At 65.3% G+C, this 15,967-nt stretch carries 11 protein-coding genes; 8 read left to right on the plus strand and 3 right to left on the minus strand.

Features of this window, described 5'->3' with window-relative positions:
• Window positions 1–8: 8 nt before the first annotated feature.
• The 7 genes from ASD86_RS06830 to ASD86_RS06860 all read left to right on the plus strand — a co-directional run bounded on the left by ASD86_RS06830 (window position 9) and on the right by ASD86_RS06860 (window position 9,493).
• Entirely contained in the window at window positions 9–1,736 is a 1,728-nt protein-coding gene (locus tag ASD86_RS06830; RefSeq protein ID WP_082578126.1) for an NAD(P)/FAD-dependent oxidoreductase, read from the plus strand.
• 20 nt (window positions 1,737–1,756) lie between these two features.
• A complete protein-coding gene (locus tag ASD86_RS06835) occupies window positions 1,757–3,490 on the plus strand; it encodes an NAD(P)/FAD-dependent oxidoreductase (RefSeq protein WP_200957215.1) in 1,734 nt (577 codons plus the stop codon).
• A complete protein-coding gene (locus tag ASD86_RS06840; protein ID WP_056108565.1) occupies window positions 3,487–4,542 on the plus strand; it encodes an NADP-dependent oxidoreductase in 1,056 nt (351 codons plus the stop codon). The genes ASD86_RS06835 and ASD86_RS06840 overlap by 4 nt, the downstream gene beginning before the upstream one ends.
• Window positions 4,543–4,838: 296 nt before the next feature.
• The gene (locus ASD86_RS06845) at window positions 4,839–6,287 is read left to right on the plus strand and encodes an MFS transporter (protein WP_056108568.1); all 1,449 of its coding nucleotides are present in this window, start codon (window positions 4,839–4,841) and stop codon (window positions 6,285–6,287) included.
• A 341-nt stretch (window positions 6,288–6,628) separates the two neighbouring features.
• Complete coding sequence (locus tag ASD86_RS06850) at window positions 6,629–7,882, plus strand: hypothetical protein (protein WP_056108571.1); 1,254 nt, start codon at window positions 6,629–6,631, stop codon at window positions 7,880–7,882.
• Window positions 7,883–7,898: 16 nt separating this feature from the next.
• A complete protein-coding gene (locus tag ASD86_RS06855) occupies window positions 7,899–8,666 on the plus strand; it encodes a trypsin-like peptidase domain-containing protein (RefSeq protein ID WP_056108574.1) in 768 nt (255 codons plus the stop codon).
• 524 nt (window positions 8,667–9,190) lie between these two features.
• Window positions 9,191–9,493, plus strand: coding sequence for a hypothetical protein (locus tag ASD86_RS06860; RefSeq protein ID WP_157476254.1), 303 nt, complete (start codon window positions 9,191–9,193; stop codon window positions 9,491–9,493).
• 41 nt (window positions 9,494–9,534) lie between these two features.
• On the opposite strand, the gene ASD86_RS06865 is transcribed toward ASD86_RS06860, so the two are convergent.
• Window positions 9,535–10,953 (minus strand): amino acid permease, encoded by a 1,419-nt coding sequence (locus ASD86_RS06865; protein ID WP_056108580.1) that lies wholly within the window; start codon window positions 10,951–10,953, stop codon window positions 9,535–9,537.
• 288 nt (window positions 10,954–11,241) lie between these two features.
• Here ASD86_RS06865 and ASD86_RS06870 point away from each other — a divergent pair, with 288 nt between their 5' ends.
• On the plus strand, window positions 11,242–12,681 hold the full coding sequence (locus ASD86_RS06870; protein WP_056108582.1) for a serine hydrolase domain-containing protein: 1,440 nt from the start codon (window positions 11,242–11,244) through the stop codon (window positions 12,679–12,681).
• Window positions 12,682–12,803: 122 nt separating this feature from the next.
• On the opposite strand, the gene lnt is transcribed toward ASD86_RS06870, so the two are convergent.
• The gene (gene lnt, locus ASD86_RS06875) at window positions 12,804–15,263 is read right to left on the minus strand and encodes an apolipoprotein N-acyltransferase (RefSeq protein WP_157476256.1); all 2,460 of its coding nucleotides are present in this window, start codon (window positions 15,261–15,263) and stop codon (window positions 12,804–12,806) included.
• Window positions 15,264–15,314: 51 nt separating this feature from the next.
• On the minus strand, window positions 15,315–15,935 hold the full coding sequence (locus tag ASD86_RS26495; RefSeq protein WP_157476258.1) for a hypothetical protein: 621 nt from the start codon (window positions 15,933–15,935) through the stop codon (window positions 15,315–15,317).
• Between the last annotated feature and the right edge of the window lie 32 nt (window positions 15,936–15,967).

Genomic DNA, 15,967 nt, shown 5'->3' on the forward strand with positions numbered 1-15,967 from the left:
GGCCGCCCATGTCGCGTGACACCGGCCCCGACTGGAGCGATCGCGCACCGCGCGCGAACGGCCGACCGCGCGTGATCGTCATCGGCGGCGGCGTCAGCGGCATGGCCGCCGGCGTCTACGGCCAGATGAACGGCATGGACACGCGCATCTTCGAAACCCATGTGCTGCCGGGCGGCTGCTGCACCGCGTGGTCGCGCAAGGGCTACATCTTCGACTACTGCATCGAATGGCTGATCGGCACCGGCGCGGGCAACGACGCCAACCGGATCTGGCGCGAACTCGGCGCGCTCGACGGCAAGACGGTGCGCGACTTCGACATGTTCAACAAGGTCGTCGACGAACAAGGCCGCTCGGTCACGTTCTACAACGATCCCGATCGGCTCGAACGCCATCTGCTGGAAATCTCTCCGGCCGACGAAGCCTTGATCCGTTCGTTCTGCGCCGACCTGCGCCGCTTCATCAAGATCGAACTGTACCCGTTCCTCAAGCCCGATCCGCTCAAGAGCGTGAGCGAAAAGATCAAGACCATGCTCGAGATCCTGCCCGCGTTCCGGCTGTTCTGGCGCAACGCGGCCACGCCGATGCACGACTTCGCCGACAAGTTCCAGGACCCGCTGCTCAAGCGCGCGTTCCGCAACATCTTCTATCAAGACCCGGAATGCTTCCCGCTGTTGCCGTACCTGTACAACATGGCCTGCGCCTACAACAACAATGCAGGCTTCCCGCAGGGCGGCTCGCTGGGTTTGTCGCGTTCGATCGAGGAACGCTACGCCGCGCTCGGCGGCATCCTGACTTACCGCGCCCGCGTCGACCGCATTCTGGTCGAGGACGGACGCGCGGTCGGGGTCGAACTCAAGGGCGGCGCGCGCCATTACGCCGACTTCGTAGTCTCGGCCGCCGACGGCTACACCACCATCTACGGCATGCTCGAAGGCAAGTACAAGAACAAGACCATCGACACCTTGTACGACGAGATGCTCAACAGGCCGGGCATTTTGTTCCCGGCGGTGGTCTCGGCCTTTGTCGGCCTGGAAGGCGATCTCGACCCGAACGATTCGCACAGCACCACTTACATGTTGAGCGAAGCAGAAGCCAAGCAACTGCCCGGCGCATTGCAGGCCAGCATCGTGGTGCAGCTGCGCTCGCGCTATTCCGACGGCTTCGCCCCGGCCGGGCGCTCGGTGATCCACTGCACCTACTTCAGCGAATTCAATTACTGGCGCAATCTGCGCACCGAGGATCGCAAACGCTACTGGGCCGAGAAGAAGCAGGTCGGCGAATTCGTGCGCGGCTTCCTGGAAAAACTCTATCCGGGCATCGGCGAGCGGATCGAACTGGTCGACGTGGCCTCGCCGGCCACGACCAAGCGCTACACCGGCAACAGCAACGGCAGCATCCTGGCCTGGAAGGCCTTCAGCGATGCCGAAGACCTCGCCAACAAACTGGTCAACAAGGGCCGCATGCAATTGCCGGGGCTTGGCGGCTTCTACATGGCCGGGCAATGGGTCGGCCTGGGCGGATTGATCCGCGCCGCCTCGTCGGGCCGCTTCGTCATGCAGTTCATCTGCAAGGAACTCGGCCGCGAGTTCAAGGCCTGGGAAAGCGGCGGCGCCGCGCCCTGGCACACCGGCAAGCTCGGCCATTTCCCGCAACTCGATAAAACCCCACCGGAACGGCCCGCAAAGCTGCGCCTCGTCGACGCGCCCGTCGCGCTCGAACAAGCCACCGCCGTCTGACCTCCAAGGAAGCCAGGACCATGTCGCATACGCTGGGCAACAGAGAAAGCATGATCATCATCGGCGCGGGGCTCGGCGGTCTGTCGACCGGCTGCTACGCGCAAATGAACGGATACAAGACGCAGATCTTCGAGATGCACGAAATCCCCGGCGGCTGCTGCACCGCCTGGGAACGCGGCGATTTCACCTTCGACTGCTGCATCAGCTGGCTGCTCGGCAACGGCCCGGGCAACGAGATGCACCAGATCTGGCTGGAACTGGGCGCGCTGCAAGGCAAGCAGATGCGCCACTTCGACGTGTTCAACATCGTGCGCGGCGCCGACGGCCGCGAGGTGTACTTCTATTCCGATCCCGATCGGCTGCAAGCGCATCTGATCGAGATCTCGCCGGCCGACACCAAGCTGATCCGCGAATTCGTCGGCGGCCTGCGCAAGTTCCGCAAGGCGCTGAACGTGTACCCCTTCCTCAAGCCGGTCGGGCTGATGGGGCGCTGGGAACGCTGGAAGATGCTGGCCTCGTTCATCCCCTACTTCAACACCATCCGCAAGTCGATCAGCGTGTTGATGACCGACTACTCGGCGCAGTTCAAGGACCCGTTCCTGCGCGAGGCGTTCAATTTCATCCTGTACGAAAAGCACCAGAATTTTCCGGTGCTGCCGTTCTATTTCCAGCTCGCCTCGCACGCCAACTTGTCGGCCGGCGTACCCGAGGGCGGCTCGCTGGGACTGGCCAAGTCGATCGAGGAACGCTTCCGGCGCCTGGGCGGCGAAGTGAACTACAACGCCAAGGTCGAGGAGATCCTGGTCGAGAACGATCGCGCCGTCGGAATCCGCCTGAGCGATGGCCGCGAGGTGTTCTCCGACATCGTAGTCTCGGCCGCCGACGGCCACACCACGATGATGAAATTCCTCAAGGGCAAGTACCTCAGCGAAACCTATCGCAAGCTCTACACCGAGACGATCACCGAGCCGCATATGGTGTTCCCGGGTTACTTCATCACCTTCCTCGGCCTGGACAAGCCGTTTCCCGAAGGCGAGCCCTGCACCACCTATCTGCTCGATGAGGAAGAAGCCGCCGAGATGGTCGGCATCCGTCATCCGAGCATCAACGTGCAGTTCCGCAGCCAGCACTATCCCGAGCTCGCGCCGGGCGAAACCACCATCGTCTACGCCACGTATTTTTGCGACATCGCGCCGTGGCGCGCGCTCAACGAAGGCCCCGAGCAGGTCAGCCGCAAGCGCAAGGGCGAGGAGTTCCACACCTTGCCGGTGCGGCGCGGCCACGAGTACCACGCGGCCAAGCGCAAGGTCAGCAACGCGATGATCCGGTTCCTGGAAAAACGCTATCCGGGACTGAAGGATTCGATCACCGTGCGCGACGTGTCCAGCCCGCTGACTCAGGTGCGCTACACCGGCAACTACGACGGCACCGTGCTCGGCTGGCAGCCGTTCGTCGAAAGCGGCGAGACCCTGGAAGAGGAAATCAAGAAGAACGGCCCGGTGCTCGAGGGCCTGTCGAATTTCTACGTGTCCGGCGTATGGGCCACCACCGGCGGCCTGATTCGCGCCGCCGCCGCGGGCCGTCACGTCATGCAGTTCATCTGCAAGGACGACGACAAGGATTTCACCGCCAGCATCGACCACCACAAGCCGCTGCCGACCCATCTGATCCATCCGGTCGGCCCGGCCGCGCCCGCTTACCGCCCCGCCGATGCTTACCCGCAATTGATCACCACCAGGACCTTGAGCACATGAAGATCGAAAAATGGGTAGTGCGCGAGCATGTCGAAGGCGTGCCCGATGCCGGCCGCATCTATGAAAAGGTCGAGGAAGAACTCGACGTGACCCTCGGCGACGGGCAGATGCTGCTCAAGACGCTGTACGTGTCGGTCGATCCGTATCTGCAGGGCATCTGCCTGGACACGCCGATCGGCAACCACATGGGCGCCGATTCGATCATGGAAGTGCTCGACGCCGGCCCCGATGCGCCGTTCAAGCCCGGCGATCTGCTGCAGGGGTTTGGCGGTTGGCGCACGCATTTGGTCAGCGACGGCAAGCCGGCGCTGTGGCAGACCGGTACGTTTCCGATGGTGTTTCCGGCTTATCGCAAACTCGATCCGGCTAATTACGACGAAACCTTGCCGCTGTCGACCGCGCTCGGGGTGATGGGCGGCCCGGGCATGACCGCCTGGGGCACCTTGACCAAGTTCATGGCGGTCAAGCCCGGCGACACCATCGTCATCAGCGGCGCCTCGGGCATGATCGGCAGCCTGGTCGGGCAGATGGCCAAGCGCGCCGGCGCGCGCGTGGTCGGCACCGCCGGTTCGCAGGCGAAAGCGCAGTACCTCACCGAGCTGGGCTTCGACGCGATCGTCGACTACAAGGCCAACGACACCGCCGACAAGATGCGCGAAGCGCTGCAGCAGGCCGCGCCCGACGGGGTCGACAAATACTTCGACAGCATCGGCGGCATGGTCACCGACGTGGTGTTCTCGATGCTCAACGTCGACAGCCAGGTCGCGGTGTGCTGGCAATGGGCGAGCCAGGTCGAACAGGACTACACCGGGCCGCGGCTGTTGCCGTACATCATGTTTCCGCGCGCGACCATCCGCGGCATCTTCTCGCTGGAGTGGTTCACCGATTCCAACTGGCAGGCCTTGCACAGCGACCTGGGCGGGATGATCCGGCGTCAGGAACTGAGCTCGGCCCACACCATCCGCCACGGCTTCGACGACATCCCGCAGGCGTACCAGAGCCTGTTCGTCGGCGGCGCCGACAATCGCGGCAAGGTGTTGGTCAAGCTGTAATCGCTCGCTCGCAACGCTGCATCGCAGGCCCCATCGATTGCGACAGTCGCGCGCGCCGCCCGAGCTGCGGGCGGCGCGCATGGACGGCGCGCGCCACGAGAATCCTCATGTCTTCTGCTCCGTCAGATCGCTCAGCCTTCGATCAATCCGACCGCGATCAATCCAGCACCGATAAAGCCGGCTTCGATCAAGCAGGCCTTGATCGACCTGACCCTCATCAGTCCAATCCTGATCGGTCCACCGTCACCCCACCGTCTGCGAATCCACGTGGTTCCAAACGCGTACTGGCAGGCCTGATGCTGGCCCTGTTCCTCGGCGCGATCGAACAGACCGTCGTCGCCACCGCCTTGCCCGCGATCGTGGGCGATCTGCAACGCTTCGACCTGATGGGGTGGGCGGTGTCGGCCTACCTGCTCGCGAGCGCCGCGGCGACACCGGTGATCGGCAAGCTCGGCGATCTGCACGGTCGCCGGATCATGCTGCTGGTGTGCATGGGCGGCTTTCTGCTCGGCTCGGTGCTGTGCGCATTGGCGACCAGCATGCCGATGCTGGTCGCCGCGCGCGCTCTGCAGGGCGTCGGCGGCGCCGGCCTGATCATCGTCGCCCAGGCAGCGGTCGCGGAAATCGCCGGGCCGCGCGATCGCAGCCGCTTCGCCGGCTACTTCGCCATCGTCTGGGCGGTGGCCGGGTTGATCGGTCCCTTGCTCGGCGGCGCGCTGACCGATTGGCTGGGCTGGCGCGCGATCTTCTGGATCAATCTGCCGATCGGCTTGCTCGCATTGGCCATCGCCTGGCCCGGCATGCGCGCCTTCGTCGCCGCCGGCCATAGCGGCCGCATCGATTACCTGAGCACGCTGCTGTTCGCGCTCGCGACCACCGCGTTCCTGTTCGCGCTGACCTGGGGCGGCGTGCGTTACGCCTGGACTTCGCCGCAGGTGCTGGGTCTGTTCGCGTTCGCCGCGGTGGTCGGGTTCGCGTTCGCGCTGCGCCAGACCCGGGTCGCTGATCCGGTGCTGCCGCCGACGTTCCTGCGCCATGCGGTGATCGGCCCGGCCCTGCTGGTCGGCCTGTTGACCTACGGCTTCTACATCGCGGTCGCGGTGCTGATGCCCGCGTATTACCAGATCGGCCTGGGCCTGAGCGCCTCGCACGCTGGCCTGCTGTTGATCCCGGCGCTGGTCGGCGGCGCGATCAGCGCCCTGCTCGGCGGCCGCCACGCCGCGCGCAGCGGCGACTTCAAGGGGCCGGTGCTGCTCGGCTTTCCGATCGCGATCGCGGCCTTGTTCGCGATGGGCCTGTTCGCCGAGCAGCTGACGCCGCTGAGCGCATCGCTGCTGCTCGGCGCGGTCGGTTTCGGCATCGGCCCGAGCACCGCGATCATCAACGTCGTCGCCCAGAACGCCGCGCCGGCGCGGCAACTCGGCAGCGTCACCGGCGCGATGGCCTTCGTGCGCACGCTCGGGACCGCGGTGGTCGCGACCGCGGGCTCGGCATTGATCCTGCTGCGCCTGGCCGAAGCGGGCATCGGCACCGCTCAAGACGGCTCGGGCGCGCGCAGCCTGAGCGAACTCGCCGCCCACGCCTTGTCGCCTGCGGCGCGCGAACTGTTCCGCGCCGCATTCGGCGGATTGTTCCATGCAGCGGCCGCGGGGCTTTTGCTGGCGGCGATCGTGTTCATGAGCATCCGCGCGCGCCATCTGCGGGTGAGCACCGGGCGGGAACTGACAAGTACTGCTGGAGCCTGAGCGAAATATCGCGAAGCCAGGCACCAGGCGTGCAGAATTCACAATAGAAAAAATATAGACACGAAACCTCACAAAATATCCATCCAATCGCTCTTTAATCACGCCAGATGGCCGTCACGATTATCCTTCCTCGTTATTAAGACCGAGGAGCGCGAATCGAAACATCGGACGTCGATCGCCGGAATCCCACCGGAACGCACGAATGCATCCGTTTTTCACGATTCGCGGCTTCATTCGCCGCGAATCGGGTATGTGCATCGATAACGCGGACTTGCAAAACCGCCACGCGTTCATCGCTGAGCGCGGCAGCGCGGCAGGCTCGACAATCCAGGGGGAAAACCATGAAAGTGATGACCGCATTGGCTCTGCTGACAATATGCGCTTGCGCATCCGCGCAAACGCCTCCCGACACCGGCGGCGATGGCAACACCACCATGCAAGATCTGCAGGGAGCGGCCGCGGCCGCCACCGATGACGACGGCGCGGCGCAAGATCCTCGAATCAAAGATCTGCAGGATCGGATCGCGCTCCTCGATGAGCAGACCAAGCTCCTGGACGCACGGGAGAAACTGCTCGCAGCCGAAAAGAAAGTCCTTGATAGCAAGTACCCCGTCGCCAAGATCGCTGAACTGAAGGCCGGCGATACAACCGGCGATGAGCACACCGCCTTCCTGGCCAACTGGGCCTTGTCGGCCAATATCGACAAACTGCTACCCGTGATAACCGCGCCAGCCCAGGGCTGTGATGCGTTACTGGTCAGCAACGATCCTGCCCTGCCCGGCAAAATATTGGCCGCGCGCGCCATCAAATCAACCATTTCCGGCTTGCACGTCGCCAGTGCGAAATGGTTGGCGGATGCCCGCAAGGCCAATGCCGCGGCCAGAGCCCAAGGCAACGCGTTCAAGCCCGAAAGCTCGGTGGCGGGTGCTTTCACCATCGCCCAGTCATTGGTTACCCAGAGTCTGGACCTGCTGAAGTATTTCCGTACCGATACCGAATTCAAAGCCATCACCGTGAAACTATCGGATCAGTCCCTGCGTTCGGCGGTCGCCGCGCAATGTCCGGGCGCGCGCCTACCGGAAATGGCCGCGCCTCGAGCCAGCGCTTTGCTCGATGACTACGCTGATTTGCTGTTGATCGGTGAATCCATCCGCCTGCAGTTGGACAAAGACGCCGCGAAGGCGCTGCCCGCCGCCCTGAAGGTGCAGGGCGCTTCGCTGGTCAACAGCATCGATGCGCTGAAAACCGAACTGTCGACTAACAACGGTGGGATCCCGTTGTTGGTAACCGCCGCGCAACTGCTATCTCACAACAGCGCCACTCATGTATTGACCGTACAGATCATGGACCAGGGCGGCACCGTCTATAAACGCAGCAATTTATTCTTCCTCTCGCCCAAGGTGTCTTACGTGGCGGCGGCCAGCGTGGACTACACCCTCACCAGCCTGGAAACCGGCGCCGTGTCCTGGCGCAAAAGCAAGCAGGTTCGCACCCAGCTCAATCAGCGTTTCGCACCTTGGGCGAGTCGGACAAAAGTCTTGAACAACCAATCCAATTCCGCCAATGGCGATATTCAAACCACCGTGATCGATTGAACGAGGGCCGGCATCGATGAACCAGAAAACAGTGCCCGGCGGCGGATCGCGGCCCAAACGCAGTTCGCGACCCCACAAAACCAACACCACGCTCAAGCTGCTGGCGACGGCCACGAGCCAAGGACAAAACAAACTCAATACGTTCAGCGTCATTGGTGATGACGATCGCTGGCAGGTTGGCCAGCTCGGCATCTATCCATTCCGCACCATCATGCGGTTGGCCTCGGTGATCAACGGAGAAGTCAACAGCGGCACCGCGTTCCTGGTTGGTCCTTCCACCTTGTTGACCGCTGGACATTGCCTCCACAAAAACGGTTCGCTTGCCAGCCAGCTAGAGGTATATACCGCGAGCGGAATCCGCTTGGTCGCGGAGACCTGGAACACATTGAACAAATGGAAGCAGACCGGCGAGCACAGCTCGGATCTGGGCTTTATCCGCTTGAACAAGACTCCATCGGGCTCGCTTGGGCATTTCGGAACGCAACGGCTGGCCGAAAGCGAAGCGGGCGATAACTTCGCCATAGCGGGCTATCCGACAGATCGGGGCAATGGAAGCTTGTTGTACTGCCACGTCTGCCCAGGCGTGATCTTTGACGACGCCTATCTGCGACATGCCATTGATACCGGTGGCGGCCAAAGCGGCTCACCCTTGTTCTTGATGAGGAACAAACGGGCGTACGCGGTCGGTGTGCATATCCGCGGTGACGATACGGGCCAGAACAACAACCGCGCGCTGCGCTTGACCGATCCCTTGATTGACCAGGTGAAACAATGGCTGAAATGAAGGGATTTCGGATGCGATGGTCCAGATTAAACCAGGCCCAGATCGACTCCGGCCCAGAGTGCGTTGGCGAGTCGACCGGTCCGGAATGCTGCTTTCGCCATCGTTCCGGGCCGATTTCACGGCCCCGCGCCGCGGCCGCAGTCGGTGAGTCGGCACGGTGGCTCCACACGACGTAAACAGGACCATAGAATCCACTGGGCCCGCCAACGCGATCCGGGATGGGTATCGCAGCGAGACCGGCGGGACCCGGCGCCGGGCCTCAGATATGGACCTGCGTCACGCAAAAATACAAATTCACAATTTTGGTTACAGCGTCACGGCCCAGACCTTGCTAGGGTCACCACTAGCTAGCGCCGGACGCTGCGGTATCGTGCAATGCCGCGACGCATCGTGACCGAGTTAGCGCCAGGACGGCGCCGGACAGACCGGTTCGCCCGGTCGGCAGCACCCGCGGTACGCACCACATAACGATTAGCGCCTTCGCGCGCACCGCCGCCGTGTGCGGCAGATTGATTCGGGACTTCATGAAAACGACACTCGGCGTAGCGCTTACGCCTCCGACAGCGGCTGCGTTGATCGCCGGCGCCTGTGTGCTCGCGGCCGCGTTCCTGCCTACCTATCACGCCTGCGTGCCCGACCAGACGCGCATCCCGCCGATCGTGGCCAACCCGCCCGCGCTCGAATTGCCGAAGGCGCATGCGATACCGGCCAAGGCGGCCGGCCTGAAGGTCATCCAGGCCAAGCCCGCAACCGAGGTCGCCGAGACCGAGCCGGCGCGCGCGGCGGCCACGCCCGAGCCCGGCAACAGCGCGCGCGGCCAGCGCTGAGCCGCGGCGGCGACGCGCTCAGGCGACGCCACCAAGACGGCTTACGCCTGCTCGGCCGCGTCCCGCGCCAGCTTGCTGTGGCGAATGCCATAACCGAAGTACACCGCGCAGCCGATCAGCAGCCAGATCGCGAACCGCTCGAAGGTGAGATACGGCAATCCGCTGATCAGCCACAGCGAGAACCCGATACCGATCAGCGGCACCAGCGGCGACCACGGGGTGCGGAACGGCCGCGGCAGTTCCGGCGAGCGGTAACGCAACACCAGCACCGCGCTGCAGATCACCACGAACGCGCACAGCACCCCGATATTCACCAGCTTGGCCAGTTCCTCCAGCGAAAACAGCCCGGCCGCCACCGCCGCGACCGCGCCGATCAGCCAAGTCGTGCGCCACGGCGTGCGCCAGCGCGGATGCGCCTTTCCGAACCAGCCCGGCAGCAGCCCGTCGCGCGACAGCGCGAACCAGATCCGCGCGCCGGCCAGCAGATTGGCGAATATCACGCTGGTGATACCGCAGATCGAAGCCAGCGAAATCGCCACCATCACCTTGGGCATGCCGATCGCCGCGAACGCGTTGGCGACCGGCGCATCGTTGCCGAGGGTGGTGTAGGACACGATCCCGGTCAGCACCAGGCAGATGGCGATGTACAGGGTCATCGCGATCGCCAGCGACAGCACCACCGCGCGCGGCAGGTCGCGTTGCGGGTCGATCGCTTCTTCGGCGGCGGTGGTCATCATTTCGTAACCGAACACCGCGAAGAAGACGATCGAGGCGCCGGCCACCACGCCGTGCACGCCGAACGGCATGAACGGCTGCCAGCGCGCCGGATCCACATAGGCCACCCCGGCGACGATGATCAGCACCGCCGCGCCGATCTTGATCGCCACCACCACGGTATTGAAGCGCGCGCCCCATTCGGTCTTGAATGCCAGCAGCGCGGTGATCGCCAGCGACACGAACACCGCCGGCACATTCACCACCTGCCCGGCCTTGCCGCCGAACCAGCCGCCCTGCGCCCACAGCGGCAGCGCTATCCCGGCGGCGTCGAGCAGGGCCTGCACGTAGCCGGACCAGCCCACCGCGACCACCGCCGCGATCAGCGCGAACTCCAGCAGCAGATCCCAGCCGATCAACCAACCGGCGAACTCGCCGAGCACCGCGTAGCCGTAGGTGTAGGCGCTGCCCGACACCGGAATCAACCCGGCGAACTCGGCGTAGCACAGCGCCGCCGCGGCGCTGGCGATGCCGGCCAGCACGAACGACAGCACCACCGCCGGCCCGGCGGTATCGGCCGCGACCGTGCCGGTCAGCACGAAGATGCCCACGCCGATGATCCCGCCGAGCCCGATCGCGGTCAGATGCCACAGCCCCAATACCCGGCGCAGCTCGCCGCGGGTCAACGCCTCGCGTTGCAATTGCTCGACGGACTTGCGGCGCAACATGCGGGCGGTGAGGTTCATCGAAGCTCCAGCGGCGAAGTTGGCAGGCCTCGCCGATGCTCGCACCGGCGCGCCGCGCCGGAATAGTCGCGCTTGCCCGGCTGGGACGCGGAAGTCCGCACAATCGGAGCGTCGCGGCTTGCGCGCGCGTTTATCGCCGCAACCGACCCGCCTAAACCCAGGTGCGACGGATCGACCGTGACGCGACATCGACTACCATGCGTCCCGGCCGGTTCGCGCCTGGATTTCGCGCACGCTCGATGGCCGCAGTACACCGCCCTTCAATCAACACCTTCGAGCCGCACCGCAATGAATCGACGCCTCTGCCACGCCCTGCTCTGCCTGCTCGCTCTCGCGCCGGGCTTGTTGAATGCCACGGTCCGGCCCGATCCCGCCGACCGCCTGCGGCATCAGCTGCGGATCGAATCGCAGCGCTACGGCATCGTCGGCCAGTCCGTCGAAGTCAGCCACGACGGCAAGCCAGTGTTCCAGGGCGTGTACGGCGCGTCCGACCTCGGCAACGGCCAACGCGTGACCGCGGACGACATCTTCCCGGTGTACTCGGTCGCCAAACTGTTCGTCTCGACCTTGCTCATGCAATTGGTCGAACAAGGCAAGATCGACCTGGACCGGCCCGCGAGCGCGTACCTGCGCGACCTGCCTGCAAGCTGGAACGCCATCAGCGTGCGCCAGTTCCTCAATCACACCTCCGGCGTGGCCGAGTACTACACGCCCGAACAGATGGCCGGCACCGCCGAAGCCAACGCGTCCTTTCCCGCGAGCCTGCCGGCGGCCCTGGCCGTCGCCGCCGCCCGACCGATGCAGTTCGCGCCCGGCACTCGCACGCGCTACACCCAGACCAATTACCTGGTGCTCACGCAGTTGCTGGAAACCCACTACGGCCAGCCTTACACGCGGATCGCGCGCGAACGCATCCTCGTCCCGCTGCAGTTGCAACGCACCTGGCTGGGCCGCGACGGCCTGCCCGCGCGCGGCGTGGTCGCCGCTTATCGCGGCCAGGACGGCAAAGCGCAGCCGATGCCGGATGTGGTCTGGCCCGCGTATGCACTGGGCCACAGCGCGCTGTACATGAGCCGCGGCGATCTGTCGGCGTTCCTGCGCGCGGTCGCGGCCGGCGAGTTGGTATCGAAGACCTCGCTGATGAAGTTGTGGCAACCGCAGACGCTGCCGGGCGGCCAACGCGGCGAATTCCTCAGTGGCTGGGAGAGCGGCGACAGCGGCCACTACCGCGACGTCGGCCACGACGGCGGCACCGTGGTGCGCGCGCGGATCCTGTTCGGCGATTCGCTCGACCACGACGTTTACACCGTCGTCTACCTGACCAACGGCAGCGCCCGCAACGTCTGGTCGCGCACCCTGGTCGACGACCTGATGGGCGTGCTGGCGCCGCAGCGCTTCCCGACGCAGGCCCTGGCCGACAGGATTGCCGCGTTCGCGCTGCGCGCGACGGACGACAAGCAGAAACAAGCCTTCGCCAAAACCTTGCGCGCCGATCGCAGCGTGGACCGGCAACAGCTCGAGCGAACGATCAACAACACCGGTTACGCCTTGCGCGAAACCCACGGTGCCGACACCGCTCTGCGCGTGTTCATTCTCAACACCGTGCTGTTTCCAAAGTCCGCCAACGCCTGGGACAGCCTGGCCGAAACCTATGAGGCCAAGGGCTACGAGGCCGCGGCGAACGCTGCCAGGCACAAGCAATTGATGCTGTCGAAACCACCGCGCTGATTGCTGTGACGCAAGCTGCAGGAATTGCTGCCGCGCGGTCGGCTAATGCGATGATTCTTGTCCGATATGCGACGACGTAGCCAGGGCGTCAGCGTCAGCGTGGTAACGCGGCATCCGCGCTTTCATCCGGCAGCCAGCAAGCGCATCGCCAGCCACGCCGGCACACCGAGATAGAACGCGAGACGCCCCAGCCATTCCATTGCATCGCGCACCGCGGCCGCATGCGCGGTGCGCAACGCGATGGCCAGCATGACGACGGTTTCGATCGCGATCCGCAGCACCGCGGCGAACAGCATCAAACCGATCGACCACGACGCCCACCAGATCAGCAAGCCGGTGAGATACGCGCCGAGCCCATAGCTGTAGTACTCGCCGAACACGCCGCCGAAGGCGATGATCTGGTGCAGGCGGAATGCGATCAGTGCCAGCAGCAGCGCGAACAGGCCGAATTTCACCAGCGGATGATCGAACCGGCGTCGGCGTGCATCGGCGCGGTTCTGGGCCAGATCGGCCAGTCCGTTCGCGACGCCGCCTTCCAGCCGGACCGGCGTGCCGGTCGAAGCCAACAGGCGCTGCAATGCCCGCGGGCGGGTCGATGCCAGACTCCACGTCCACCATGGCCCCGCGGATAAGCGCACATCGACGCCACTGCCCGGCAGCGGAATGCGCCAGGGCCGCAATGCGTCGATCGACGCCAGCGGAAGTTCGATCCGTCGTCGGCGTTGATCCAAGACCAGCAGCGAACCTTCGACGCGTGCTTGTGCGACGAACGCTCGCTCGATTACCCACGCGGCCACGGCCGGCGCCAGCACCGCCGCGGCGAACAGCCACAGCTGCGACAAGGACTGAATCTGCAGGCCCGTGCGCGTCAGCATGTCGAAGGCCAGCCACAACAGTCCCGCGCCCGCGCATAGCCGCAGCGCGCCGATCACTGCACGCCACGGCGGCGTAAGCATCACCACCGTGATGACCGCTTCCACCTGCGGCGCGGTAGCGGCGCGACGACGTAATGACTGCCACGCTGCCAGCGCGGCTAACCCGAGCAGAAACACCGCGCCCGCGCGCCCGACCCAATCGCCCCAACGCACCATTAAAGTCGGCGACGGATCGCGCGCGCTGACGAACGCCGTCAGCACAGCCTGATCGCCGATCGCGGTGTTCGCTAGCACCTCGCCGGTGTCGTCGATGATCGCGCTGAAGCCGTTGGTGGTGACGCGCACCTGCGGCAATCGCGTTTCGATGCTGCGGAACGCCGCGACCGCCAGATGCAGGCGCGCGCCGACCGGATACGCGGTGAACCACGAATCGTTGGAGATACCGACGATGGCCTGCGCGCCGAGCCGCGCGCCGTCGATGGCCAGATCGGGATGCACATCGTCCAGGCAGATCAGCGGCACCACGTTGACCTCGCGCCCGTCCGCGCTGCGCAACGGCAGCACGCGCGCGCCGTCGCCCGGGCTCCAGGTGCCGGTCCACGGCAACACGCTGCGCAAGCGCGGCCCGTCGAGCCAGCGCGGCACGTGTTCGGTCAGCGGGAACGGATAGGTCTTGCGATAGACGCCGAGCAGGCCCTTGCCGGGTTCGAGAAACGCGGCCGCGTTGTACTCGCCCTGCGCGTCGCGATCGTAGGTACCGAACACCAGCGGCACGCCGGCCGTATCGACGAAGCCCTGGATCTCGCGATCCAGCGCCGCGCCGTCCTCGCTGCGCGGGTGGCCGAAGGTGGTGGGATACACAGTTTCCGACCACAGCAGCACGTCCGCCTGGTGGTCGCGGATCGCCGACCACGACAGCGCGTAATGGGTGTCGAGCACCTGCCGGACCACGCCGTACGCGCCGATTTTCTTGCGCAGCCGCTCGTAGTCGGTAATGTTGGCCTGGACCATCGCCACGCGCAGCGTCGGCGCGTCGGCGAGCGCGGGCGCCTGCAAGGCCGCTCGGCGCACCGCGCCGTAACCGGCCATGCACGCGACGATGCCGATCGCCAGCGCGAGCGGCCGCAGCAGCACGCGCATGCTGCGATCTGCACCTCGGCCGCGATATTCGACGATGGCGAACGCGATCGCCTCGTTGACCAGCAGCAGCAGCGCGGTGATGCCCGCCGCGCCGCCGAGATCGGCGACCTGACGCAGCACCGCCGACGGAAACACGCCATGTCCCAGGGTATCGCCCAAAGGCTTGGCCACCAGCCATTCGCAGGCGACCCACGCGCAGGTCGCGGCCAGCGCGCGCAGCACCGGCCCGTAACGGCGTCCGGCCCATTGACGCACCAACGCGAAGGCGATGAATTGCGGCTGCACCAACGGCGCAAATACGAGCAGTACCACCGTCGCCGTCGATGCGCCCACGCCGGTGTAGGCACCGATCGCCGCGCCGAACCAATAGAAAACCGCCGCCACGAAGGCGACGCTCATCAGCGCGGCATTCGCCAGCGCCCGCGGCGTCGTCCTGTCGGTGTTAAGTACCAGCAACCACGGCACCAGCGCGACGAAACCCAAAATCCAGGCCAGGCCACCGAGCGCGTACAAGCCGAGCAACACGGCGGTGGCGAGAATGCCGGCGAGGCTACGCCAGCGGGACAACCGCTCATGGGTCAAGTCGAACACTCCGTGTCGCGGGGTGAGCGCGGGAAATCAGCGCGGGGGAATCTGGATCTGCCGTCGCGGCATGCCGGGCGGTGCGAGTTCCGGCGGCACCACCCGGTCGGCCGGCATCGCGATCGGCCGGCCCTGCGCGTCGTGCAAAGTGAAGTCGGGCGAGAACATCAGAATTGGTTCGATCGGAACGCCCTCGTCGGTCACCTGATGATGGCGCACATAACCTCGCGGCAGTTCATAACCTTCCGGCACCGCCAGCCCGACCAGCGGAGGGCTGGTACCGGGCGGATTGAACGCACCCAGGCCGGTGCGCACGCCGGCCTGTTGCAATGCCTCGATGACCTGCGCGCCGGTGGGTTCCGGATCGCCGGGCTGGAAGTAGCTGGCGAGATCGTCGGGATCGTTGCTCGGCATGTCCTGCGCTTGCTGCGGCGATGCGATTCGTCCTGCGGGATGGGTGGATGCGGATCGGTCGTCCATCGCGGTGGCCATCGCGTCGCGATCCGTACCGAAACTCGAGACGACGTTACTCGTGTCGTGCCCAGGCTCGCGCAGACACCACCACCCGACCAACGCAACGGAGAGCGCGACCACGCCGACACCCATCACCCACGGCAATCTGCTGCCGCGAGTGGCGGGTTTCGCGATCACACGCATGCCCTCGCCGTCCGCTCGGGACGACGGGGCAT

Origin of the sequence: Lysobacter sp. Root690 (assembly GCF_001427785.1) — a bacterium.
GTDB lineage: Bacteria > Pseudomonadota > Gammaproteobacteria > Xanthomonadales > Xanthomonadaceae > Lysobacter.